Raw genomic sequence first — 23,780 nt, 5'->3', positions numbered from 1 at the left:
ATCACCCCTGGTTGAGGAGCTGACGCAAGTCGATCACTGCAGCGTTTGCCCGGGAAATATAGTTGGCCATGACCAGCGAGTGGTTGGCGAGGATGCCAAAGCCACTGCCGTTCAGAATCATAGGGCTCCACACCGGCTCCTGCGAGGCCTCCAGCTCACGAATGATCTGGCGCACGCTGACGGTGGCGTTTTTCTTGGCCAGCACGTCGGCAAAGTCGACTTCGATGGCGCGCAGCAGGTGGGACAAGGCCCAGGCCTGGCCACGGGCCTCGTAGAACACGTTGTCGATCTGCATCCATGGGGTTTCCACCACTTCTTCGTCGACCTGCGGCACTTCACCCGGCGCCAGGGCTTCGGTTTTCAGTGCGGTGTTCAGTTTCACCCGGCCAACACTGGCCGACAGGCGTTGCGACAGCGAACCCAAGCGGGTCGCGACATCGCCCAGCCAGTTGTTCAGGTTGTCGGCACGCGCATAGAACAGCGCGCCGCGCTGGTTCGGGTCCGACAAGCGCGCTTCATAGCGGCTCAGGGAGTTGATGCCTTCCTGGTACTCCGACTCGCTGGAAGGCAGCACCCAGCTCTTGTTATCGAAGTTGAAACGCGGCTCGGCCTTGGCCAAGTCAGCGTCTTCGGCCGACTGCGACTGGGAACGGGCGAAGTCTTTACGCAGGGCACGGGTCAGGTCACGCACCTGCACCAGCACGCCGTATTCCCAGCTCGGCATGTTGTCCATCCAAAGGCCCGGCGGGAAACGGTCGTTGGAAATGTAGCCACCGGGCTTGTTCAGCAAGGTGCCGACCACGGTCTTGAGGGTTTCGACAGTGGTGTAGCCCACCACCATCTGTTTGCCTTCCTTCTCTGCGGCAAGCTGGGCATTTTGCTGGACCGGGAACAGCGCCGGCTCTTCGCTCCAGTACCAACCCAGGGCGCCGGTGACCAACAGGTACAAACCCAGCACGCTGAGCAAGGCTTTGCTCATCAGCAGGTTGCGAAAGTAACTACGGTTGGCCGACTTGGGCTCAGGGGCGGGGCCTTTGGCACTGCCTGCGCGGTTTTTCCAGTCCAGCATGGCGATATCCTTTCAATCACTTGAGTTCATGCACGTCATTTGTCCGGGTGCGTTCAAACACTCCGACCACAACCCTACCCCATCGTGCCCATCCGCGCGGGGCTTTTAACCAAAAGTGGCGCACAGGGGATGTTCGACTATAAATGAAGCACGCTTTTTACGCAGCGCGACCATCAGGTCAAAACTGAATGGCCCAGACTGCTACTTAATTGACGTATGACACTCATATGGGAGAAAAGAGGTGCTAGCATAGCGCCATCAGTCGACCTCAGCATGCACCCTAACTAGTAGTCAGGATATGACCGAGCCAGAAGACCCCAGCCGTGAGCGTCTCAAGCACCATTTTGCCCAGCGGGTAATTCATCAGGCACGTCAAATTCTTGAGATCTGGCAACGTCTGCAACGCAGCGAATGGTCGAACACCGATTTGTCCGAACTCAGCGAGGCCAATTTGCGCCTGCTGCGCTTTGCCGAGCGTTTCGAACAGCCCGAGCATGGCCAACTGGCGCGGCACATTGGCGAATCGCTCAAGGTAGTCGATGAAAATCGCGGCCGCCTGAGCAGCCAGGTGATCACCGAACTCAACCGCTTGATGCAGCGCCTGTCCCGCACCGGCCTGCGCCAGGGCGACCAGCTCGAACAAACCTTCCTGCCGCCGATGCGCAAGCCGATCTACGTGATGCTGGCCGATCACGACCGCGCTGAGCGCCTGGCCAAGCAGCTGGAATTCTTTGGCATGAGCGCCCAGCCTCTCGACAGCGTGGCGGCGTTTCGTGCCTCCCTGGCCGAGCGTCTGCCCTCGGCGATCGTGATGGACGTGGATTTCTGCGGCCCCGGCCTGGGCCTCACGCTCGCCGCCGAAGCCCAGGAAGGCCTGGAACAAAAGCTGCCGCTGCTGTTTTTCAGCCTGCATGAAACCGACACGCCGACGCGCCTGGCCGCCGTGCGCGCCGGCGGCCAGGAGTTCCTCACCGGCACGCTGGAAGCCTCCAGCCTGCTGGAAAAAATCGAAGTGCTGACCTGCATCGCCCAATACGAGCCGTATAAGGTGTTGATCATCGACGATTCGCGCGCCCAGGCCCTGCACACCGAACGCCTGCTCAACAGTGCCGGTATCGTCACGCGCACCTTAATCGAGCCGATCCAGGCGATGGCCGAGTTGGCGGATTTCCAACCGGACCTGATCATCCTCGACATGTACATGCCGGCCTGTACCGGTACCGAACTGGCCAAGGTGATTCGCCACAACGACCGTTACGTCAGCGTACCGATCATCTACCTGTCAGCCGAAGACGACTTGGACAAGCAGCTGGACGCCATGAGCGAAGGCGGCGACGACTTCCTCACCAAGCCGATCAAGCCACGCCACCTGATCACCACCGTGCGCAACCGCGCCGCCCGCGCACGCAACCTCAAGGCGCGGATGGTACGCGACAGTCTGACCGGGCTGTACAACCACACCCATATTCTGCAACTGCTGGAAGACTGCAGCTTTCGCGCGCGCCGCGAGAACAAGCCGCTGAGCTTTGCCATGCTCGATATCGACCACTTCAAGCGGGTCAACGACAGCCACGGCCACCCCATGGGCGACCGCGTGATCAAGAGCCTGGCCCTGTTTCTCAAGCAGCGCTTGCGCAAGACCGACTACATCGGCCGCTACGGCGGTGAAGAATTTGCCATCGTGATGCCCGACACCGACCTGGAATCGGCCTGCAAAGTGCTGGACGAAATCCGTGGGCGGTTTGCCGAAATTCACTACCCGGCCCAGCCGCAGGATTTGTGGTGCACCTTCAGCGCCGGGCTGGTGGAGCTGTGCGACGGTTCCGACAGCCTGATGATGGCTGCCCAAGCGGATGAAGCGCTGTACCGCGCCAAGCACGCCGGGCGCAACCGCGTGCAGGCTGCGCGCACATCAAAGCAAAGTGCCATCTTTTCACCGGAATCCACCGATTCCGTCATAACTCTGTAACGGAAACGCAATAACTTCAGGCACTTATCTTTTGCTGTCGGTTGAAACCACGCATGCGCCTGAAGCTGCTGACCAATTTGAATACCCTTCTGCTGGTGGCCGTGTGTCTGGCACTTGGCGCGACGCTATGGTGGTCGCAACGCGCACTGGAACGGCCTTATTTGCTGATGGAGCGCTACCTTGGCCTGTCGCAGGCGTTTCAGAATCAGGCCGCGCGCAATATCGACGACTACCTGGCCAGCGGCGACGCATTGCGTTTGAGCAGTGCCGGTCAGAGCCTGGAAAACCTCCTGCAGCACCTCGATGAACTGCCGGCGGACCTCGCGCAGAACCTGCGCCCCAGCCTGGTCGAGTTGGACACCTTCAGCAAAACCGACCTGCTGGCCGCCGGCAAACTGGCCGGCGACCCACAAGCGCTGCTGCTGCAAGCCGAACGTGAGCTGGGCGCGAACCTGGAACAGTTGAGCCAGTACGCCACGGGCGTCACTTCACCCGACGCTGCACACTACTTGCCGCCGCTGCTGGCCGCGTCCCAGCACTTGGGCAAACTGTCACTGGCCCGCGACAAGCTGGTGAGCAGCGGGCGCGCAGAGCTGGCCGATGAGGTGGAGCGCGAAGTTGCCAGCATCCGCACGCAGGCCGACCTGTTGGCGCAGTTACCGCTGCTGGGCGTAAAGGCCAGCGCCGAGTCCAGCGCGGATGATTTCTCCGCCATGCTGGGCCTGGAAAGCAGCGAAAAAGCCGAAGTGCAGGACACCGGCGTGGACCTCAAACGCGAACTCAACAGCCTGCTGACCCGCTACCCTGCCGAACTCAAGCGCACTCGCGATCAGATCCAGCTGCGCACTGCGCTGGCCGACAGCACCCATGTGAAGATTGCTGCCGTGCAGCAAGCCATCGCCGGCCTGGAACCCGTTGTTCGCGCCCAACACGCTAGAATCCAGGGCGAAGTGCGCTTGATGCAAGGCGTGATGATCGGGTTGATTTTGCTCATCGCACTGCTGATCGACACGCTGCAACGACGGCTGGCAAGGGTACTGACCAACCTCGCACCGGCTTTGTCCACTTGGGCCGAAGGCGACTTCAGCCAGTCGATTGCCTTGGGCAAGACCAACCGTGAACTCCACGACATCGAGGCCTCGCTTAACCGCCTGCGTGCTTACCTGGTGGACTTGGTGGGCACCATCCGCGGCAATGCCGAAGAAGTCGCCGGCAGCAGCCGCGCCCTCGCCGAACTGAGCAGCGGGTTGCACGACGGCGCTGAGCGCCAGGCCGGCGATACGGCGCAGATCCGTGATTCGCTGGGTGAACTGGAAGCGACCATCCAGCAAGTCGCCGGTGATGCCAGCCAGGCGGCTGGCGCCAGCCGCAGTGCAGGCCAGGCCGTGGAACAGGGCCAACGGGTGATCGGCCTGAGCCTGACCGGGCTGCATGCTCTGGTGGGCGAGGTGCAGCAAAACGCGCAGATGATCGAAAAACTCGCCGAAGAGTCTGCCACCATCGGCGGCGTGCTGACGGTGATTCGCGCGATTGCCGACCAGACCAACCTGCTCGCGCTCAATGCTGCCATCGAGGCTGCACGGGCCGGTGAGGCCGGACGCGGATTTGCCGTGGTGGCCGATGAGGTCCGCTCGCTGGCGCAACGCACCGCCGGTGCCACGGCCGAAATCCAGAGCCTGATCGCCGGCCTGCAAACCGCCGCCCACCAGTCAGTTCAAGGCATGCGCACCCAGGTCGAACACGCCGAGGCCACCGCCCAGCAAGCCCAGGCGGCGGATGGCGCGCTGGATGAAATCGTCGGGGCAATCCAGACCATCTCCGACACAGCGGTGCGCATCGCCGATGTGACCGCGCAGCAGAGTGGCGCCGTCAGTGAGATTCGCGACAACAGCGAGCGGATTCACCAACTGGGTGAGGATAATCTGCTGCGCATCGGCCAGGGCCGCCGCCAGGGCGAACACCTGCTGGTGCTGGGTGGGCAGCTGAACACGGCAGTTCAGGCGTTCCGGGTTTGAGCCCATCTCCTGCCATATGGAGAGCAAAAAGTGGGAGGGGGCTTGCCCCCGATGACAGTGTGTCACTCACTGCATGTGTGCCTAATGCAGCGCCTCGGGGGCAAGCCCCCTCCCACATTTGACATCCACAGTATTCAAGACAGTGTTGCCAATGACTGGATACTGCACCCCAGTCACAAATTTTGCGCAATCCTCGCTAATCGTGCTGCCTACTGCATAGAACTGGACAGTCACAAAGGCTTTGCGGCATAGTCGCCGGGTTCTGACGTACCCACATCAATAACAAGGAACAGCCGATGGCGACCTTACTGGTTCTTCACGGACCCAACCTGAACCTGCTCGGCACCCGCGAACCGGGCGTCTACGGGGCAGTCACCCTCGATCAGATCAACCTCGATCTTGAACGACGGGCGCGTGAAGCCGGCCACCATTTGCTCTACCTGCAAAGCAATGCCGAGTACGAATTGATTGATCGCATCCATGCCGCGCGCGGCGAAGGCGTGGACTTTATCCTGATCAATCCCGCCGCTTTTACGCACACGAGTGTTGCATTACGTGACGCGCTGCTGGCGGTGAGCATCCCATTCATCGAAGTGCATTTGTCCAACGTGCACAAACGCGAAGCTTTCCGCCATCACTCCTACTTCTCCGACGTAGCGGTAGGCGTGATCTGCGGCCTTGGCGCCAGCGGTTACCGACTGGCCCTGGAGGCCGCCCTGGAACACATTGAACAACCGGCCAAGCGCCCCTGACCGACCCTTGGGAGTTGATGATTCATGGATATCCGTAAAGTTAAGAAACTGATCGAACTGCTGGAAGAATCCGGTATCGACGAGCTGGAAATCAAGGAAGGCGAAGAGTCCGTACGGATCAGCCGTCACAGCAAGACCCCGGCTCAACAGTTCTACGCACCACAGATGCAAGCACCGGCTCCGGCCGCTGCTGCTCCAGCCGCCGCACCTGCTGCCGCTGCTCCAGCCGCACCTGCCGCGCCTGTACTGAACGGCTTCGTGGTCAAGTCGCCAATGGTCGGTACGTTCTACCGCACCCCGGCACCGACCTCGCCAGCCTTCGTTGAAGTCGGCGCAACCGTGAAAGTGGGCGACACCATCTGCATCGTTGAAGCGATGAAGATGATGAACCACATCACCGCTGAAAAAGCCGGCGTCATCGAATCCATCCTGGTAGAAAACGGTCAGCCGGTTGAGTACGACCAGCCGCTGTTCACCATCGTTTGAACCGCGGAGCGCCTTCGATGTTGAAACCTGCGAAGAAACTGCAAAAAGTCCTGATCGCCAACCGCGGCGAGATCGCGCTGCGTATCCTGCGCGCCTGTAAGGAAGAGGGCATCAAGACCGTCGCTGTTTACTCGACGGCCGATACCGAATTGATGCACGTGAAACTGGCGGACGAGAGCATCTGCATCGGCCCGCCACTGGCGACCAACTCGTACCTGAAGGTCTCCAACATCATCGCGGCCGCTGAAGTGACCGGCGCTGATGGCATCCACCCAGGCTACGGTTTCCTTGCGGAAAACGCCGACTTCGCCGAACAAGTGGAAAAATCCGGGTTTGCCTTCATCGGCCCGAAAGCCGAAACCATTCGCCTGATGGGCGACAAGGTATCGGCCAAGGACGCCATGATCGCTGCCGGCGTGCCAACCGTTCCAGGTTCCGATGGCCCACTGCCTGAAGACGAGGCAACCGCTCTGCGCATTGGTCGCGAAGTCGGTTACCCGGTGATCATCAAGGCCGCCGGTGGCGGTGGTGGTCGCGGCATGCGCGTGGTGCACAAGGAAGAAGACCTAATCGAAGCCGCCAAGCAGACCCGCTCCGAAGCGGCTGCCTGGTTCGGCAACCCGATGGTCTACCTGGAGAAGTACCTGACCAACCCACGTCACGTGGAAGTGCAGGTACTGTCCGACGGCCAGGGCCACGCCATCCACCTGGGCGACCGCGATTGCTCGCTGCAACGTCGTCACCAGAAGGTACTGGAAGAAGCTCCGGCACCGGGCCTGGACGAAACCGCTCGCCAGGAAGTGCTGGCGCGCTGCGTCAAGGCGTGCATCGACATCAACTACCGTGGCGCCGGTACGTTCGAGTTCCTCTACGAGAACGGCCGCTTCTACTTCATCGAGATGAACACTCGTGTGCAGGTAGAGCACCCGGTGTCGGAGATGGTCACCGGTATCGACATCGTCAAGGAGATGCTGAGCATCGCCGCCGGTAACGTGCTGTCCTTCACCCAGGACGACGTGAAGATCCACGGCCACTCGCTGGAGTGCCGGATCAACGCCGAAGACCCGAAAACCTTTATTCCGAGTCCAGGCCTGGTCAAGCATTTCCATGCTCCAGGCGGCAACGGCGTTCGCGTCGATTCGCACCTGTACAGCGGCTACAAGGTTCCGTCCAACTACGACTCGCTGATCGGCAAGCTGATCACCTGGGGCGCCACGCGCGACGAGGCCATGGCCCGCATGCGCAACGCCCTGGACGAAATCGTGGTAGACGGCATCAAGACCAACATCCCGCTGCATCGGGACCTGGTGCGTGATGAAGGCTTCTGCGAAGGTGGTGTGAACATTCACTACCTGGAACACAAGCTGGCCAACCAGTAAGTGCTCCACCCAACAAAGCCGCCTTCGGGCGGCTTTGTTGTTTCTGAGCCCTCTGTTCTGAAGATGTCCCTCGTTCAAATGTGGGAGGGTGCTTGCCCCCGATCAGGTAGCGCCAGTGAATGCATCCGTGTCTTACCCACCGCCATCGGGGGCAAGCCCCTCCCACATTCGGTCCGTGTTCATTCAGCACAGTCGTCTTCTGCTGTTCGCTCGCGTAAACTTGCGCGCTTTCGCGACCCCGCCGTCGCACACTCATTTTTTCAAAGGTGCCCGCCATGCCTTGGCTGCAAGTCCGTCTCGCCATCAGCCCAGAACAAGCCGAAACCTACGAAGACGCTTTTCTTGAAGTCGGCGCCGTCTCGGTGACGTTCATGGACGCCGAAGACCAACCGATCTTCGAACCGGAACTCAACACCACGCCGCTGTGGTCGCACACCCACTTGCTGGCCCTGTTCGAAGACGGCACCGATGCCGCCGCCGTGCTGGCCCATATGGAGTTGCTCACCGGCGGCCCGCTGCCCGAGCACCACAGCGAAGTGATCGAAGACCAGGACTGGGAACGCAGCTGGATGGACAACTTCCAGCCGATGCGCTTTGGCCAGCGCCTGTGGATCGTACCGAGCTGGCACGCCGCACCTGAGCCGGACGCCGTCAACCTGCTGCTCGACCCGGGCCTGGCGTTCGGCACCGGCACCCACCCGACCACCGCACTGTGCCTGGAATGGCTGGACGGCCAGGATCTGACCGACTGCAACGTGCTGGACTTCGGTTGCGGCTCCGGGATTCTGGCGATTGCCGCCCTGCTGCTGGGCGCCAAGGAAGCCGTCGGCACCGACATCGACGTGCAAGCCCTGGAGGCCTCCCGCGATAACGCAGGGCGCAACAACATCCCTGAGGGCAAATTCCCCCTCTACCTGCCGGAGCAATTGCCCCAGGTGCAGGCCGATGTGCTGGTGGCGAATATCCTCGCCGGGCCTTTGGTCTCGCTGGCGCCGCAGTTGTCGAGCCTGGTCAAGCCGGGCGGTCGCCTGGCGCTGTCGGGCATTCTTGCCGAGCAAGGTGAAGACGTGGCTGCAGCCTATGCCGCGGATTTCGATCTGGATCCGATCGCCAACCGTGATGGCTGGGTACGCATCAGCGGTCGTCGGCGCTAGAATGAGCGCTTGCCTGAATCGGATGGCCGCATGACCGACAGTTTCGTCACCCAGTGCCCGCATTGCCAAGCGCGCTTTCGCGTCAGCCACGCTCAACTGAGCGTGGCCCGTGGCGTGGTTCGCTGCGGCTCGTGCCTGCAAGTGTTCAACGCCGCGCGCCAATTGCTGGAGCAGCGCGCCAGCACCTCGGCGCCGGAACCCGAGCAGCCAAGCGTCGCCGAACACGCCGTTGAGCCAGCGCCGCAGGCACCGCGGGCCATCAGCCAGAAACAGTGGACCGCCGAGGAGCTGGACCTGGACAACCTGGACCTGGACGAAGAACTGGCCAAGCTCGAACGCCGCGAGATTCAACACACGCAACCGCTCGGCGCGGAGCGTCGCCAGGCCAGCAGCGAGCGCCGGCAAAAAGAAGATGCCCTCAGCGCCAGCCGCGACACCGTCAAGGCCGAAGAAGAAAAATGGGCCGCCAGCCTGTTCAGCGAGCCACCCGAAGAGCGCACCCAGGCAAGCGAAGACGAACCTGAATCGGCCAAGACGCCTGCGACCAAGCAACGCACCGAGCCGTCGATGTCGTTCAACATCGACGATATCGACGATGAGCCCCCGCTGCGTTCTTCACCTGATGACGACGATGACGACCTCGACCCGCCGTTCACGCCGCTGACGGCGGCAGCGGACGCGCCGGACCCTGAAGACCGCCCGCAACCGCGGCGCAAGCGTGCGCGCACGGAAACCAGCGTTCACGACGATGTACTCCAGGACCTGGAAGACGACCCGCTGCACCTGTATGCGCAGAAACGTCCGACGAGCTGGGGCCGTCGCCTCATCTGGATAGTCCTGGTGCTGCTGGCCGCCGCGGGCCTGGCGGGCCAGTACATCGCCTATCAATTCGACGACCTGGCTCGCCAGGACGCTTATCGCCCGTGGTTCCAGCAACTGTGTCCAACCCTCGGTTGCACCGTGCCATCACGGGTCGATATTGCCCACATCAAGAGCAGCAACCTGGTGGTGCGCAGCAATCCCGAGTTCGCCGGGGCGCTGGTGGTGGATGCAATCATCTATAACCGCGCCACGTTCTCGCAGCCCTTCCCGCTGCTGGAGCTGCGCTTTGCCGATTTGAACGGCGGCCTGATTGCCAGTCGTCGCTTCAAACCGGCCGAATACCTCAGTGGTGAGCTGGCCGGGGTGAGCGAAATGCCTTCGCAGACACCGATCCATATTTCCCTGGATATCCTCGATCCAGGCAATAAAGCCGTGAATTACAGCCTGAGTTTCCACTCACCCGAGTGAGGCGCCGCGCACGCCAAGGTTTGACGGCAGATTATTGACTGGGCACTGCGCAACCAAACCGACCGCGATAAAGAAATAACTGTTCAGATTTTATCCAATTCAGCCTTTATCCAGTCATCGAGAGCGGGTATCATGCCAACCCTTTTTCGAACTCTAATGATCCGGCCCCACAACAGGGAAGTCCTATGTCGGCGGTACGCATCGGCCCATACACATTGCAAAACGGCTTGATCCTCGCCCCGATGGCGGGCGTCACCGACCAGCCCTTTCGTCAGCTGTGCAAGCGTTTGGGCGCGGGTCTAGTAGTCTCTGAAATGGTCACCAGCGACATGAGCTTGTGGAACACCCGCAAATCGCGGATGCGCATGATCCACGAAGGTGATCCCGAGCCCCGCTCGGTACAGATCGCCGGTGGCGATGCACAGATGCTCGCGGACGCGGCCAGGGCCAACGTGGAGTTGGGCGCACAGATCATCGACATCAACATGGGCTGCCCGGCCAAGAAGGTCTGCAACAAGGCCGCCGGTTCCGCCCTGTTGAAAGATGAGCAATTGGTAGCCGAGATCCTGCAGGCCGTTGTCGCCGCCGTGGATGTGCCGGTCACCCTGAAGATTCGTACCGGCTGGGACCGGGACAACAAGAACGGCCTGACGGTGGCGAAGATCGCCGAACAGGCAGGCATTACAGCGCTGGCGGTGCATGGCCGCACCCGCGCCGACCTTTACACCGGTGAAGCCGAGTACGACACCATTGCCGCGATCAAGCAGGCAGTGTCGATCCCGGTCTTTGCCAATGGCGATATCGACTCAGCCGAGAAAGCCCGGCGCGTGCTGCACGCAACCGGTGCCGATGGCTTGTTGATTGGCCGGGCCGCCCAGGGGCGGCCATGGATTTTTCGTGAGATCGAGCATTTTCTGCGTACTGGCGAAGTCATGCCGGCACCGGAGCTGATCGAGGTGGAACGTATTCTGCTAGAGCATCTGGCCGCCCTGCACGCCTTCTATGGAGACGTGATGGGAGTACGCATTGCTCGCAAGCATGTCGGCTGGTATCTCGCAACCTTGCCGGGCGCCAGGGAGTTTCGCGCCCACTTCAATCGTTTGGATGATACGGAAGCACAGTGCGCCAACGTTCGTGAGTTCTTCAGCGAGCGTTACAAGAGCCTGGGGACAGGGGACGGAGAGGGGGTGGCCGCATGACGATGATGACCGAGACTTTAGTGAGTGGAACAACACCCGTGAGCGACAACGTCAATTTGAAACAGCACCTCAACACGCCGAGCGAAGAAGGCCAGACCCTTCGCGGGAGTGTCGAGAAGGCGCTGCACAATTATTTCGCCCACCTAGAGGGCGCTTCCGTCACGGACGTGTACAACCTGGTGCTCTCCGAAGTCGAGGCGCCCTTGCTCGAAAGCGTGATGAACTACGTCAAGGGCAACCAGACCAAAGCCAGTGAGCTGCTGGGCCTCAACCGTGGCACCTTGCGCAAAAAGCTCAAGCAGTACGATTTGCTGTAAGCATTCAATCAAACCAGAAAGGCGCCCGCGTAAAAAACGGACGCCTTTTTTGCTGACTCCTTTGCTTTTGATGGAAATTGAAATGACCGACCAGACTACCCGCCTGCCGATCCGCCGCGCCTTGATCAGTGTTTCCGACAAGACCGGGATCCTCGAATTTGCCCGGGAGCTGGAAGCCCTGGGCGTGGAAATCCTCTCCACGGGCGGGACCTTCAAACTGCTGCAGGACAACGGCGTGGCCGCAGTAGAAGTCGCGGACTACACCGGTTTCGCAGAAATGATGGACGGTCGGGTCAAGACCCTGCACCCGAAAATCCACGGCGGGATCCTCGGTCGTCGCGGTATCGACGACGCCATCATGAGCGAGCACGGCATCAAGCCGATCGACCTGGTGGCCGTTAACCTGTATCCGTTCGAAGCCACCATCAACAAGCCAGGCTGCGACCTGCCGACCGCCATCGAAAACATCGATATCGGCGGCCCGACCATGGTTCGCTCGGCAGCCAAGAACCACAAAGACGTGGCCATCGTGGTGAACGCCAGCGACTACGCCAACGTGTTGGAAAGCCTGAAAGCCGGCGGCCTGACTTACGCCCAGCGTTTCGACCTGATGCTCAAGGCGTTCGAACACACCGCCGCCTACGACGGCATGATCGCCAACTACATGGGCACTGTGAACCAGGCCGCCGAGACCCTGAGCACAGAGGGCCGCAGCCAGTTCCCGCGCACCTTCAACAGCCAGTTCATCAAGGCCCAGGAAATGCGCTACGGCGAGAACCCGCACCAAAGCGCGGCGTTCTACGTTGAGGCCAAACCTGCTGAAGTCGGCATCGCCACCGCGACCCAACTGCAAGGCAAAGAGCTGTCCTACAACAACGTGGCCGACACCGACGCCGCGCTGGAATGCGTGAAGAGCTTCGTCAAGCCGGCCTGCGTGATCGTCAAGCACGCCAACCCGTGCGGCGTGGCCGTGAGCCCGGACGCTGAAGGCGGTATCCGCCAGGCGTACGAACTGGCCTACGCCACCGACACCGAATCGGCCTTCGGCGGCATCATTGCCTTCAACCGAGAGCTGGACGCCGAAACCGCCAAGGCGATCGTCGAACGTCAGTTCGTTGAAGTGATCATTGCCCCAAGCGTGAGTGAAGAAGCCCGCGCCATCGTTGCCGCGAAAGCCAACGTGCGCCTGCTGGCCTGTGGCGAGTGGTCGGCTGACCGTGCGGCTGCCTGGGACTACAAGCGCGTCAATGGCGGCTTGCTGGTACAGAGCCGCGACATCGGCATGATCGGCAGCGAAGACCTCAAGGTCGTGACCAAACGCGCGCCGACCGAGCAGGAAATCAACGACCTGATCTTCGCCTGGAAAGTCGCCAAGTACGTCAAATCCAACGCCATCGTCTACGCCAAGAACCGCCAGACCATCGGTGTCGGCGCCGGCCAGATGAGCCGCGTGAACTCGGCGCGTATCGCCGCGATCAAGGCTGAGCATGCCGGTTTGCAGGTAGCCGGTTCGGTGATGGCTTCCGACGCGTTCTTCCCGTTCCGTGATGGCCTGGACAACGCCGCCAAAGCCGGCGTTACCGCAGTGATCCAACCGGGCGGCTCGATGCGTGACGCCGAAGTGATCGCCGCCGCTGATGAGGCTGGCATTGCCATGGTCTTCACCGGCATGCGTCACTTCCGCCACTGACAGATTGATCCCAAGCGGGCACTGGCCCTCTGTGGGAGCTGGCTTGCCTGCGATGCGGGCGCCTCGGTGTATCAAGTACACCGAGGTGTTGCTATCGCAGGCAAGCCAGCTGCCACAGAAACGCGGCCCACGGTGCTCCCAGAATTTGCGTCATCCGAGGTTTTTGAAATGAATGTTTTGATCATTGGCAGCGGTGGCCGTGAACACGCCCTGGCCTGGAAAGTTGCCCAGGACCCGCGCGTCCAGAAAGTATTCGTCGCACCCGGCAACGCTGGCACCGCCATTGAAGCCAAGTGCGAAAACGTCGCCATCGACGTGTTGGCCCTTGAGCAGTTGGCCGACTTCGCCGAGAAAAACGTGTCCCTGACCATCGTCGGTCCGGAAGTGCCGTTGGTGGCTGGCGTCGTCGACCTGTTCCGCAGCCGTGGCCTGGACTGCTTCGGTCCGACTGCCGGCGCAGCCCAACTGGAAGGCTCGAAAGCCTTCACCAAAGATTTTTTGGCCCGCCACAAGATCCCGACGGCCGACTACCAGAACTTCACCGAGATCGAGCCGGCCCTGGCGTACCTGCGTGAAAAAGGTGCACCGATCGTCATCAAGGCCGACGGCCTGGCCGCCGGTAAAGGCGTGATCGTGGCGATGACCCTGCAAGAAGCCGAAGACGCGGTGCGCGACATGCTTGCCGGCAACGCATTTGGTGATGCCGGTTCGCGCGTGGTCATCGAGGAATTCCTCGACGGCGAAGAAGCCAGCTTCATCGTGATGGTCGATGGCAAGAACGTTCTGCCAATGGCCACCAGCCAGGACCACAAACGCGTCGGCGACGGCGACAGCGGCCCGAACACCGGCGGCATGGGTGCTTACTCCCCTGCCCCGGTGGTCACCGCTGAGGTACACAAGCGCGTCATGGACCTGGTGATCTGGCCGACCGTGCGCGGCATGGCCGACGAAGGCAATGTGTACACCGGCTTCCTATACGCCGGCCTGATGATCGACAAAGCCGGCAACCCGAAAGTCATCGAGTTCAACTGCCGCTTTGGTGATCCGGAAACCCAACCGGTGATGCTGCGCCTGCAATCGAGCCTGGTGCTGCTGGTGGAAGCGGCCCTGGCCCAGGCGCTGGACAAGGTTGAAGCGCAATGGGACCCGCGTCCGAGCGTTGGCATTGTGCTGGCAGCCGGTGGTTACCCTGGCGACTACGCCAAGGGCGATGTGATTGAAGGCCTCGACGCAGCTGCTACGCTGGAAGGCAAGGTGTTCCATGCGGGCACCGCGCTCAAGGATGGCAAGGTTGTAACCGCAGGTGGCCGTGTATTGTGCGCCACCGCAATGGGTGCCAGTGTCGACGCCGCGCAGCAACAGGCGTACAAGCTGGCCGCGAAAATCGACTGGAAAGGTTGCTTCTACCGCACGGACATCGGCTACCGCGCCATTGCCCGTGAACGTGGCGAGAACCAATAAGTAACTGCCCTCCAGTCGCTATCCGTTCGGTTAGGCAAGGGTCTCTGGCCCTTGCCGTACCCATGTCGCCCCGCGCATAGTTAACCCGTGCAATCAACCTACGAAGGGATTTCGCCGTGCGCTGGCTCAGGATCGCCATAGGTTTCACAGTCAGTCTGCTGACCCTGCTCTGCTTGTTCCCGGCCCAGGCCGCCGCGCAAGGCAGTGGATGGGCAGTATTGCTTGATGAACAGGCCGACCTGCAACTGAGCGATATCCGCTCCGCCCGCTACACCAATCAATTTAGCCCCATCGAACTGGACCGGATTACCGCCGCCGAGCCGGACGGTGCGCTGTGGGTACGCTTCAAGTTGCAACCTGGCAAGCACGAGCAAGTGCTGCGGGTATTTGCCCCCGACCTGTCCCACCTGAGCCTCTATGTACTGGACGGCGACACCCTGGTGGAACAACAAAGTACCGGCACCCGCCAGCCGCAGGCGGAACGCCCGCTGCCCAGCAGCGATTTCATGCTGCCGATGCCCCAGAGCCAGAAGCCCCTCGAGGTGTACCTGCGCCTGGTGTCGGAACACGAACTGCGCCCCTACATCACCCTGGAGCCGGCCGTACTGGCCGCCGCCAACCAGAACCAGACGCTGATCTACGGCCTGTTGTTCGGCTGCCTGCTGATGCTGATCCTGCACAACCTCACGCGCTTCGCCTACCATCGCTCGCGCAGCAGCCTGTGGTTGGCGGCCTGCGAGTTGCTCTTGATGTTGAGCCTGGCACTGTTGCTCAACCTGGTGGGGCCGTGGCTGCCGAACTGGCACGCTATCCAGACCCCGGGCGCCTACCTCGCCCTGCTGCTGACCGCGCCGTGCGGGCTGATGTTCGCCTACCGGTTCTTCATGCCGCTGGGCCCGCACCCGCTGAACAAACTGTTGATGGCCGACATCCTGCTGATCGTGCTGTGCGGCCTGCTGCTGTTGTTCGTCAACACCTTGCCGCTGAACATCATCACTTACGCCCTGGTGGCCCTGGCCGGTCTGAGCATGCTGTTTGTCTCGGCCTACCACTGGCAGAAAGGCTACCGGCCGGCACGTTTGTTCGTGGCGGGCATGGTGGTGTTCAACATCGGCACACTGATCATCCTGCCTGCCCTGCTCGGCCTGACGCTGGTGGCGCCGCAAGGCTTGATCGTCACGCTGCTCGGTTTTATCTGCCTCAGCGGCCTGCTGATGAGCCTGGCCCTGGGCGAACGCCAGCGCGCAATTGTCGAAGCGCGCTTCAGCCTCAGCCGCGACCTGGCGGCCAGCAATGCCGAGATCGCCGCCAAAGCCGAGTTCCTGGCGAAGATCAGCCACGAAATCCGCACCCCCATGAACGGCGTGCTGGGCATGACCGAGCTGCTGCTGGGCACGCCGCTGTCGGTCAAGCAGCGTGACTACGTGCAGACCATCCACAGCGCCGGGAACGAACTGCTGACGTTGATCAACGAGATCCTCGACATCTCCAAGCTGGAGTCCGGGCAAATCGAGCTGGACGACGTGCAGTTCGACCTCAACGCATTGATCGAAGACTGCCTGAGTATCTTCCGCGCCAAGGCCGAGCAACAGAACGTCGAACTGATCAGCTTTATCCAGCCCCAGGTGCCCCGCGTGATCAGCGGTGACCCGACGCGTCTGCGCCAAGCGCTGTTAAGCCTGCTGGAAAATGCCCTGCAAAAAACCGACGAAGGTGAAGTGCTGATCGTCGTTGCACTCGATGAACGCAGCACCAAGCCGCGCCTGCGCATTGCCGTGCAAGACAGCGGCCTGCCGATGGAAGCCGCCGAGCGCGACGCGTTGCTGCACAGCGAACTGCACAGCAAGAACTTCCTCTCGGCCACGCGCTTGAGCGGCCACCTGGGCCTGGTGATCGCGCGACAGCTGATCCTGTTGATGAATGGCGAGTTCGGCATCAAGAGCGGCAGCCATCAGGGCAGCACCTTGTGGTTGACCCTGCCGCTGGACCCGGAACGCCTGGAACACCCGACCTCCGACCTCGACGGCCCGCTCAAAGGCGCACGGGTGCTCGTGGTCGACGACAACGACACCTGCCGCAAAGTGCTGGTGCAGCAATGCACGGCCTGGGGCTTGAACGTCAGCGCCGTGCCGTCCGGCAAAGAAGCCCTGGCGTTGCTGCGCACCAAGGCGCACCTGCGCGACTACTTCGACGTGGTCCTGCTGGACCAGAACATGCCCGGCATGACCGGTATGCAACTGGCCGCCAAGATCAAGGAAGACCCGAGCCTGAACCACGACATCCTGTTGATCATGCTCACCGGTATCAGCAACGCGCCGAGCAAGATCATCGCGCGCAACTGCGGGATCAAGCGCATCCTCGCCAAACCGGTGGCCGGCTACACGCTCAAGACCACGCTGGCCGACGAACTGACCCAGCGCAGCAAAGGCGTGGTGCAGCCGCGCGCGGCCATCAGCGCGCCGGCAGCCGTGACCGTGCCGGCCGATTTCCGCATCCTGGTGGCAGAAGACAACAGCATCTCCACCAAAGTGATCCGCGGCATGCTCGGCAAGCTCAACCTCAACCCGGACACCGCCAGCAATGGCGAAGAAGCCCTCGAGGCGATGAAGGCTCAGCGTTACGACCTGGTGCTGATGGACTGTGAAATGCCGATCCTCGATGGTTTTTCCGCCACCCAGCAACTGCGCGCGTGGGAAGTCAGCCACCAACGCATTCGAACGCCGGTGGTCGCACTGACGGCGCATATCCTGTCGGAACATAAAGAGCGCGCGCGCCAGGCCGGGATGGATGGGCACATGGCCAAACCGGTGGAGTTGTCGCAGTTGCGCGAGCTGGTGGAGTTCTGGGTGGCGCAGCGCCAGCAACGACCGGAACACGCGCCTTCCTGACCTGAAATACAATCAAAATGTGGGAGCGGGCTTGCTCGCGAATGCGGTGTGTCAGTCAATGCATCTTTAACTGATCCATCGCATTCGCGAGCAAGCCCGCTCCCACATTTGATCTGCGCCGCCTGTTAGACTCACCCCATCTTTCCGCCCGCGAGCCGCCCTCATGCTCCACGTGTTATTCAGCGTTTACCTGAAGATGCTGGTGCTCTACAGCCCGTTCTTCGTGCTGTCCTGTTTTATCAGCCTGACCCGCGGCTACTCCAGCAAGGAGCGGCGGCGACTGGCCTGGAAAGTAGCGCTGGCAACGCTGGTCTCGAGCGTGTTGCTGTACCTGTTCGGGCGAGTGATTTTCAGCGTGTTCGGCATCACCGTGGACGCTTTTCGCATTGGCGCCGGCAGCGTGCTGTTCATCTCGGCGCTGGGTATGGCCCAAGGCAAGTCGGCAGTGCAGACCGACAACGTGCAGCAGGACGTAACCATCGTGCCGCTGACCATCCCGCTCACCGTCGGCCCGGGCACCATCGGTGCGCTGCTGGTAATGGGTGTGAGCCAGCCGCACTGGGATGACAAGATCATGGCGATCCTCAGCATTGCCCTGGCCAGCCTCACGGTGGGCGTGGTGCTGTACCTGTCCAATCGCATCGAACGCATTCTGGGCGACCAGGGCTTGCAGATTGTCAGCCGGTTGATGGGATTGTTCGTGTGCGCCCTCGCCGCGCAGATCATCTTTACCGGCGTACGCGGTTACCTGGTGCCCTAGATACGGTACTTGGCGATGGCCAGCTGGACCTTGTCACCGGCGCTCTCACGCATCAGCTGGAGCGTCGTTTCGTTGACCACCGCGGTATTGAGCACCAGGCAGGTTTGCCCGCTGAAGGCCTCGAACGAGGCGCTGTCCCATTCCAGAAAGGGCAAGCCCACCTGTTTGCTCACACCGTGGCTGCTGTAGGTCACCAGCACCATCATCACTTCCCCTTCGGTTTCGGCGCAGGAAGCCAGGCCGAAATCACCGCCCTGATGCACCGAGCTATTGCGTTTGAACAGGTCGAACGTCGCGGGTTGCTGCTTCAACGCCTCCAACGCATCCGCCGCCAGCTTGGGCAGTGCGGTGAGCAAAGGTCCGGCCAGTGACATCGAGGCCAGCATCGCCGCAATGATGTTCAGCGCCGCCAATTGCACGGTCAGGCCTTTGCCCGAGCGCGTGACCCGCTCGAAGCGGCTGCGCACCGGCAGCCAGCCCAGGCTGACCATCACCTTGATAAATTCGTCGTACCAGGCTTCGGTGCCGCGTTGGACCTTCAACACATCGCTGACGTAGCTGCTCGCAAGCAAGTAGCTCTTGCGAACGTATTCGCGGTTCAGGGCGGACATCCCCTCGATAAACGAGATCACGCCGTTGTTCACCACCGCTGCATTGCTGTCATCGTCCGCGCTCATCGGCACAGAGGTCTGTGCACCCGGCGCTCCCGGCAACTTGTAGGCGGCAATCAACTTGCGCCTCTTTACGCTGTTGATCCTTCGGTGCTGTCGCTCCGTTTTCAGTTCTCCACAAGCACCCCACATGGGGCGTGTGTTCACACTAGTCCAGCCGCGAGCGCGCTTTCCAGGCCACAAACATCACTTGCCGGCATGCGACAAGTCCCCGCCACCCAACGATTGCTGGGCTGCCCGTGGGCCCTTCCGGATTTCGTCGATAAAAAAAGAAAAAGCCCCGAATAACGGCGGGCGTTCACCCAGCGTTACTCGGAGCTTTCCGGCGTGCGACAGGCCGTTTTCAGGAGGCGGGTTTTTCACCATACCAGCGCGGCGTGTACACCCACTCACCGCCACCGGCGCGCGCAAATACGCACGTGGTGGACGAGCCAATCAGCACCATGGTGCGCATATCGACCTGTTCGGGCGTCAGTTGCCCAAGCGTGGTGACACGCAGTGTCTGGCCTGGACGACCGATATCGCGCCCCAGCACCACCGGCGTTTCAGGCGTGCGGTGCAGCGCGACGATTTCCAGCGCGCGCCCCAATTGCCATGGCCGCGAACGCGAGATCGGGTTGTAGAACGCCAACGCCAAGTCGGCCTGGGACGCGAGGTCCAGGCGCTTTTCGATGATCGACCAGGGCTTGAGGTTGTCCGACAGCGACATCACACAGAAGTCATGCCCCAGCGGCGCACCCGCTTGCGCAGCGGTGGCAAGCGAAGCCGAGACGCCTGGCAGAATCTGCAGGTCAACCTGATGCCAGGCCGGGTCACTCGACTCATGCAAGGCCTCGATCACAGCCGCCGCCATGGCGAATACGCCGGGGTCACCGGACGATACCACCACAACTGAACGCCCTTGCGCAGCCAGCTCGAAGGCATGGCGCGCACGCTGCATTTCTTCGCGGTTATCGGTGCAGTGCTGCACCTGGTCGTCACGAAATGGCCCGGCCATGCGCACATAGGTTTCGTAACCGAGCACATCGGTGCAGCGCGCCAGTTCAGCCTTGACCGCCGGCACCATCAATTCGGCGGCGCCAGGGCCCAGGCCAATCACCGCCAGACGGCCTCGCGGGCGACCAACATGCGCCAGGTCCAGGGGCTGCTCGGCGACGCTGATGACGATGTCCGCCTCCTGCGTGACGCTGGAAAACAGCAGCGGCACACTCAATGCCAGCGCAGCCTCGTGCAGCGAAGGTTCGGCCATCTGTGTATCGCTGGCCAACACGCAGGCCAGGGATTGAACGGCAATACCCGCGTCGTGCAATGCCGCCCGCACACGTTCAGCCAGGTGCGTGCCGGGCTTGCAGGTGACGCACACGTTCTGCGGGTAAATCAGCAACTCGTTGGCGGCGGGCACTCGCTCGGCGCTGCCCACATGAATCGCCAGGCGTGCCTGCTGATCCTGCGGCAGATTGGCCTGAGCCAGCCAGGGCGCTGCGCCTTCGATGCGCACGCTTTCGCCGGCCAGCAGGTCCGAGACAAAACGCTTGCCCAGCTCCAGATCCGCCAGTTGATAACCCGCAGGCGGGTTGAGCAGGCAGGTGCCGAACCGCAACTCGCCACTGGTGGTGATCGCGGCAGACACGCCCAAGGCAGCGCCAATGTCGCGCGCCATCACGTTCACGCCACCGAGGCCGCCGAGCAACGGCACCACGGCGCTGCCGTCTTCCGCCACGGCCAGCACGGCGGGCTCCTCGCCTTTTTCCAGCAGCAGCGGCGCCAGGGTGCGGATCACAATGCCGGCAGCGCACAGCGCAATCAGCGGCGTGCCCTGTTGATACAGCTGGCGCAGGGTCGCGCCGAACTCGCTGTAGGTCTGGTCGGCGCCTTCAACGCGTCCGGCCAAACCGTGGATCAGCGCGCCGGGGTAAACCTGCGCAATTTTGCGCGCCGTGGCCAGGCTGCCCTGGCCCAGAATGACAATCGCCGGGCGCATCAACCTTGCCACCGTTCGCCGGGCACGATGATCAGCGAGAAGTACGGTGAAGACGCCGGGTCGACCTGATCCAGCGGCACGATTTTCTGGTTGGCCATGGTCGCGCGCTCGACATACAGCGCGCGCTCGGCCAGGCCGAGTTCTTCCAGCACCTGACGCACCTTGGGGAAATTACGCCCAAGCTTCATGATCACCGCCGCATCGGCATCCGCCAGGCGACGCTTGAGGTCGTCGTGGGGCAGCACGCCCGAGAGCACCGACAGGCTCTGATTGCGATACACCAGCGGCGCGCCGAGTACCGAGGCGCCGCCGAGCATCGAGCACACGCCGGGAATGACCTGGGCGTCATAGCGCTCGGCCAGGCGGTCGTGCAGGTACATGTAGGACCCGTAGAAGAACGGGTCACCTTCGCAGATCACCGCCACGTCGCGGCCGGCGTCCAGGTGCGCGGCTACGTCGAGGCTTGCCGTGTCGTAGAAGTCGCTGATGACTTGCTCGTAGGACAGCGGCGCCGGCAGCACTTCGGTGGTCACCGGGTACACCAGTGGCATCAGGGTCTGCTGCGCAACCAGGTGGTCTTCGATGATGCCGAACGCATTGCCCTTCTTGCCCTTGGCCACGAAGTACGCCACCACTGGCGATTCGCGCAGCAGGCGCAGGGCCTTGAGGGTGATCAGTTCCGGGTCGCCGGGGCCCACGCCCAGGCCGATCAAACGTCCGCGTGCCGACATTATTCGACCTCCGTGGCCAGGGCGTTGACCGCAGCGGCCGCCATCGCACTGCCGCCCAGACGCCCTTGCATGATCACGAAAGGCACGCCACGGCTGTCGGCCGCCAGCATGGCCTTGGACTCGGCAGCGCCGACAAAGCCGACCGGGAAGCCCAGGATCAATGCAGGTTTTGGCGCGCCGGCATCGAGCATCTCCAGCAGGTAGAACAGCGCGGTCGGCGCGTTGCCGATCACCACCACACTGCCTTCCAGGTGCGGGCGCCACAGCTCCAGGGCAGCAGCGGAACGGGTGTTGCCCAACGCGCGCGCCAGTTCCGGCACGCTGTCGTCGCGCAGGGTGCAGATCACCTGATTGTTGGCCGGCAGGCGCGCACGGGTTACGCCTTCAGAGACCATCCGCGCATCGCACAGGATCGGCGCACCGGCGGCCAGCGCATCGCGCCCGGCCTTGCCTGCGCCTTCGGAGAACTGCAGGCCATCGATGGCCTCGACCATGCCGCAGGCGTGGATCACCCGCACCGCGAGTTTTTCCAAATCAGCCGGGATGCGGTCCAACTTGGCTTCCGCGCGAATAATGGCGAAGGAGTTGCGATAGATCTCCTGACCGTCGCGGATGTAATCAATCATCGGTGTTGCTCCGTGAGCGTGCGCGTAACAGGGCGCCCGCCGCTTCAATGGAAAGAGTGCGCGCGTGCAGCCGGCCGAAACCTGGCTGGGCTGCATCGCGAAAATAGACGTCGTAGTGGCCGGGGCTCACTGCCAGTAACGTGACTGGCGCGGTGTGCGCGGCCGCGCAGGAGCGTGCGCAGCCGGATAAGTGCACCTCAACGCCAGGTTGCAACGCGGCCAATTGCAGGGCGTCGGCCTTGGTATCGGCCAGGCCTTTGCCACAGCCGCTTGAGCCGGTGCAGGCGATCAGGCGCGCCAGGGGCTGGTCGACTGAGCAGAGAAAGCCCAGGTGCTCCAGACGCTCAGTCACTGCGCCGTGGCTTTTAATGTTGGGCAGCAGCACGCCCTGCCATGGCGTGAAACGTAAAGTGCCGTCGCCCAACTCCATGGCCAACTGCGCGGCGCCTTTGAGCATGGTTGAATCCAGGCGACCCAGCGGTGCAACGGCGGCGACGTAGAATTGATCTTTTTGCCGCTGTGGATAACTGCCCAAGTGCAGCAAAGCCCCACTGGCCGGGCGTTTGAAGCCCTCCACCGGCAGCAGCGGCAGGCTCAGACGGGCCAATAAGTTATCCACAGACACATGACGCATGCGGGTTTGCGTCGGTGTCGCCAAGTCGAGAAACAGCTCCAGCACTGCGACGACCAGGGCATGACCCTGCTCCAGGGGCACGGCCGCCACCGGCGCATCCAACCCAGGGCAACCCGCCAGCCCGAAGGCCAATAATGTTTCGCCATCGCGCTCAAACGCCGACAGCCACAGGTCGTGGTGATGCTCGAGCATTGCCAGGGCTTCACCGCCATCGAGCTGCACGGCGAACTTGGCCGACAACTCATGGAAACGTGGATGGTTTTGCAAGGTCGCGAGGATCTGCCCGGCCAACGGTCGGGTGTCGAACAACATTTGAGTGTCGATACCGGCGCTGGGGCTGAGCATCAGGTTGCGCACATCATCGCCAGCAGCGTTGTTCGGGCCCAGGCCTGCGGCCAGCAGCGCGGCGATCAAGGCCTGCTGCTCGGCACCGATCCCGCGAATCTGCAGATTGGCGCGGTTGGTGGCCTCGATCACTCCACCGGCGTAGGCCTGGGCCGCGTCCGCCACGGCCACCGCCTGCGCGGCGCTGATGGACCCACCGGCCAATTTGATCCGGCAAATGCCGCCATCCAACGCCTGGACAATACGCAGCAACCCCGGACAAGCCGAGGGGCGCAAGGTGTTCAGAGCAGGTGTTGGGTTCACGGGGCTACCGGTTGACGGGTAAAGGCGCGGTATTATGCCTGCTTTGTCCGGCGGCATGAA

At 62.2% G+C, this 23,780-nt stretch carries 19 protein-coding genes; 13 read left to right on the top strand and 6 right to left on the bottom strand.

Translation table 11 applies throughout. The annotated features are described in order from the left end of the window. Position 1: 1 nt before the first annotated feature. On the bottom strand, positions 2-1,069 hold the full coding sequence (locus AACW30_RS29880; RefSeq protein ID WP_106577700.1) for a DUF2333 family protein: 1,068 nt from the start codon (positions 1,067-1,069) through the stop codon (positions 2-4). A 298-nt stretch (positions 1,070-1,367) separates the two neighbouring features. Here AACW30_RS29880 and AACW30_RS29875 point away from each other — a divergent pair, with 298 nt between their 5' ends. From AACW30_RS29875 to AACW30_RS29815, 13 genes are all read left to right on the top strand, one after another. After that, on the top strand, positions 1,368-3,038 hold the full coding sequence (locus tag AACW30_RS29875) for a response regulator (RefSeq protein ID WP_200624062.1): 1,671 nt from the start codon (positions 1,368-1,370) through the stop codon (positions 3,036-3,038). A 1,466-nt stretch (positions 3,039-4,504) separates the two neighbouring features. Continuing rightward, positions 4,505-5,053, top strand: coding sequence for a methyl-accepting chemotaxis protein (locus AACW30_RS31695; RefSeq protein WP_371924133.1), 549 nt, complete (start codon positions 4,505-4,507; stop codon positions 5,051-5,053). 296 nt (positions 5,054-5,349) lie between these two features. Beyond that, the gene (gene aroQ, locus AACW30_RS29865; RefSeq protein ID WP_016972516.1) at positions 5,350-5,805 is read left to right on the top strand and encodes a type II 3-dehydroquinate dehydratase; all 456 of its coding nucleotides are present in this window, start codon (positions 5,350-5,352) and stop codon (positions 5,803-5,805) included. 24 nt (positions 5,806-5,829) lie between these two features. Beyond that, complete coding sequence (gene accB / locus AACW30_RS29860; RefSeq protein WP_017738537.1) at positions 5,830-6,291, top strand: acetyl-CoA carboxylase biotin carboxyl carrier protein; 462 nt, start codon at positions 5,830-5,832, stop codon at positions 6,289-6,291. Between the two features lie 17 nt (positions 6,292-6,308). Continuing rightward, positions 6,309-7,670, top strand: a complete 1,362-nt coding sequence (gene accC, locus AACW30_RS29855; protein WP_017136745.1) for an acetyl-CoA carboxylase biotin carboxylase subunit — start codon at positions 6,309-6,311, stop codon at positions 7,668-7,670. A gap of 275 nt (positions 7,671-7,945) precedes the next feature. Next, entirely contained in the window at positions 7,946-8,824 is an 879-nt protein-coding gene (gene prmA / locus AACW30_RS29850; protein ID WP_106577697.1) for a 50S ribosomal protein L11 methyltransferase, read from the top strand. A 30-nt stretch (positions 8,825-8,854) separates the two neighbouring features. Beyond that, the gene (locus AACW30_RS29845) at positions 8,855-10,114 is read left to right on the top strand and encodes a DUF3426 domain-containing protein (RefSeq protein WP_200624060.1); all 1,260 of its coding nucleotides are present in this window, start codon (positions 8,855-8,857) and stop codon (positions 10,112-10,114) included. Between the two features lie 185 nt (positions 10,115-10,299). Beyond that, positions 10,300-11,313, top strand: a complete 1,014-nt coding sequence (gene dusB, locus AACW30_RS29840; RefSeq protein WP_119737806.1) for a tRNA dihydrouridine synthase DusB — start codon at positions 10,300-10,302, stop codon at positions 11,311-11,313. After that, positions 11,310-11,630: a DNA-binding transcriptional regulator Fis gene (fis, locus tag AACW30_RS29835; protein WP_002555375.1), complete on the top strand. Its 321-nt coding sequence runs from the start codon at positions 11,310-11,312 to the stop codon at positions 11,628-11,630. The genes dusB and fis overlap by 4 nt, the downstream gene beginning before the upstream one ends. An 82-nt stretch (positions 11,631-11,712) precedes the next feature. Beyond that, complete coding sequence (purH, locus tag AACW30_RS29830; RefSeq protein WP_119737808.1) at positions 11,713-13,320, top strand: bifunctional phosphoribosylaminoimidazolecarboxamide formyltransferase/IMP cyclohydrolase; 1,608 nt, start codon at positions 11,713-11,715, stop codon at positions 13,318-13,320. Between the two features lie 168 nt (positions 13,321-13,488). After that, the gene (gene purD / locus AACW30_RS29825; RefSeq protein ID WP_106577691.1) at positions 13,489-14,781 is read left to right on the top strand and encodes a phosphoribosylamine--glycine ligase; all 1,293 of its coding nucleotides are present in this window, start codon (positions 13,489-13,491) and stop codon (positions 14,779-14,781) included. Positions 14,782-14,897: 116 nt separating this feature from the next. Beyond that, positions 14,898-17,669 carry a hybrid sensor histidine kinase/response regulator gene (locus AACW30_RS29820; RefSeq protein ID WP_124416319.1) on the top strand — a complete coding sequence of 924 codons (2,772 nt, stop codon included), beginning with the start codon at positions 14,898-14,900 and terminating at the stop codon, positions 17,667-17,669. Positions 17,670-17,832: 163 nt separating this feature from the next. Beyond that, positions 17,833-18,429 (top strand): MarC family protein, encoded by a 597-nt coding sequence (locus AACW30_RS29815; RefSeq protein WP_017253590.1) that lies wholly within the window; start codon positions 17,833-17,835, stop codon positions 18,427-18,429. Here AACW30_RS29815 and AACW30_RS29810 read toward each other — a convergent pair. From AACW30_RS29810 to cobG, 5 genes are all read right to left on the bottom strand, one after another. Next, positions 18,426-19,232: a hypothetical protein gene (locus AACW30_RS29810; RefSeq protein WP_200624075.1), complete on the bottom strand. Its 807-nt coding sequence runs from the start codon at positions 19,230-19,232 to the stop codon at positions 18,426-18,428. The genes AACW30_RS29815 and AACW30_RS29810 overlap by 4 nt on opposite strands. A gap of 211 nt (positions 19,233-19,443) precedes the next feature. Continuing rightward, complete coding sequence (cobJ, locus tag AACW30_RS29805; RefSeq protein WP_200624059.1) at positions 19,444-21,081, bottom strand: precorrin-3B C(17)-methyltransferase; 1,638 nt, start codon at positions 21,079-21,081, stop codon at positions 19,444-19,446. Beyond that, complete coding sequence (locus tag AACW30_RS29800; protein ID WP_177410092.1) at positions 21,081-21,815, bottom strand: precorrin-2 C(20)-methyltransferase; 735 nt, start codon at positions 21,813-21,815, stop codon at positions 21,081-21,083. The genes cobJ and AACW30_RS29800 overlap by 1 nt, the downstream gene beginning before the upstream one ends. Next, positions 21,812-22,438 (bottom strand): precorrin-8X methylmutase, encoded by a 627-nt coding sequence (locus tag AACW30_RS29795; RefSeq protein ID WP_119737817.1) that lies wholly within the window; start codon positions 22,436-22,438, stop codon positions 21,812-21,814. Before AACW30_RS29795 ends, AACW30_RS29800 begins: the two co-directional genes overlap by 4 nt. Continuing rightward, positions 22,431-23,777, bottom strand: coding sequence for a precorrin-3B synthase (gene cobG, locus AACW30_RS29790; RefSeq protein WP_200624058.1), 1,347 nt, complete (start codon positions 23,775-23,777; stop codon positions 22,431-22,433). The genes AACW30_RS29795 and cobG overlap by 8 nt, the downstream gene beginning before the upstream one ends. Positions 23,778-23,780 lie beyond the last annotated feature (3 nt).

The sequence above is a fragment of the Pseudomonas sp. MF6747 genome, assembly GCF_963890955.1.
Taxonomy (GTDB): Bacteria; Pseudomonadota; Gammaproteobacteria; order Pseudomonadales; family Pseudomonadaceae; genus Aquipseudomonas.
The sequence above is the reverse complement of the archived record's forward strand: the minus strand, read 5'-3'. Positions and strand labels throughout refer to the sequence as shown.

Bases quoted from the DNA above. Each gene is read 5' to 3' on its own strand.
- AACW30_RS29880 (WP_106577700.1), bottom strand. From the start codon at position 1,069: ATGCTGGACTGGAAAAACCGCGCAGGCAGTGCCAAAGGCCCCGCCCCT.
- AACW30_RS29875 (WP_200624062.1), top strand. From the start codon at position 1,368: ATGACCGAGCCAGAAGACCCCAGCCGTGAGCGTCTCAAGCACCATTTT.
- AACW30_RS31695 (WP_371924133.1), top strand. From the start codon at position 4,505: ATGATCGAAAAACTCGCCGAAGAGTCTGCCACCATCGGCGGCGTGCTG.
- aroQ (WP_016972516.1), top strand. From the start codon at position 5,350: ATGGCGACCTTACTGGTTCTTCACGGACCCAACCTGAACCTGCTCGGC.
- accB (WP_017738537.1), top strand. From the start codon at position 5,830: ATGGATATCCGTAAAGTTAAGAAACTGATCGAACTGCTGGAAGAATCC.
- accC (WP_017136745.1), top strand. From the start codon at position 6,309: ATGTTGAAACCTGCGAAGAAACTGCAAAAAGTCCTGATCGCCAACCGC.
- prmA (WP_106577697.1), top strand. From the start codon at position 7,946: ATGCCTTGGCTGCAAGTCCGTCTCGCCATCAGCCCAGAACAAGCCGAA.
- AACW30_RS29845 (WP_200624060.1), top strand. From the start codon at position 8,855: ATGACCGACAGTTTCGTCACCCAGTGCCCGCATTGCCAAGCGCGCTTT.
- dusB (WP_119737806.1), top strand. From the start codon at position 10,300: ATGTCGGCGGTACGCATCGGCCCATACACATTGCAAAACGGCTTGATC.
- fis (WP_002555375.1), top strand. From the start codon at position 11,310: ATGACGATGATGACCGAGACTTTAGTGAGTGGAACAACACCCGTGAGC.
- purH (WP_119737808.1), top strand. From the start codon at position 11,713: ATGACCGACCAGACTACCCGCCTGCCGATCCGCCGCGCCTTGATCAGT.
- purD (WP_106577691.1), top strand. From the start codon at position 13,489: ATGAATGTTTTGATCATTGGCAGCGGTGGCCGTGAACACGCCCTGGCC.
- AACW30_RS29815 (WP_017253590.1), top strand. From the start codon at position 17,833: ATGCTCCACGTGTTATTCAGCGTTTACCTGAAGATGCTGGTGCTCTAC.
- AACW30_RS29810 (WP_200624075.1), bottom strand. From the start codon at position 19,232: ATGTGGGGTGCTTGTGGAGAACTGAAAACGGAGCGACAGCACCGAAGG.
- cobJ (WP_200624059.1), bottom strand. From the start codon at position 21,081: ATGCGCCCGGCGATTGTCATTCTGGGCCAGGGCAGCCTGGCCACGGCG.
- AACW30_RS29795 (WP_119737817.1), bottom strand. From the start codon at position 22,438: ATGATTGATTACATCCGCGACGGTCAGGAGATCTATCGCAACTCCTTC.
- cobG (WP_200624058.1), bottom strand. From the start codon at position 23,777: ATGCCGCCGGACAAAGCAGGCATAATACCGCGCCTTTACCCGTCAACC.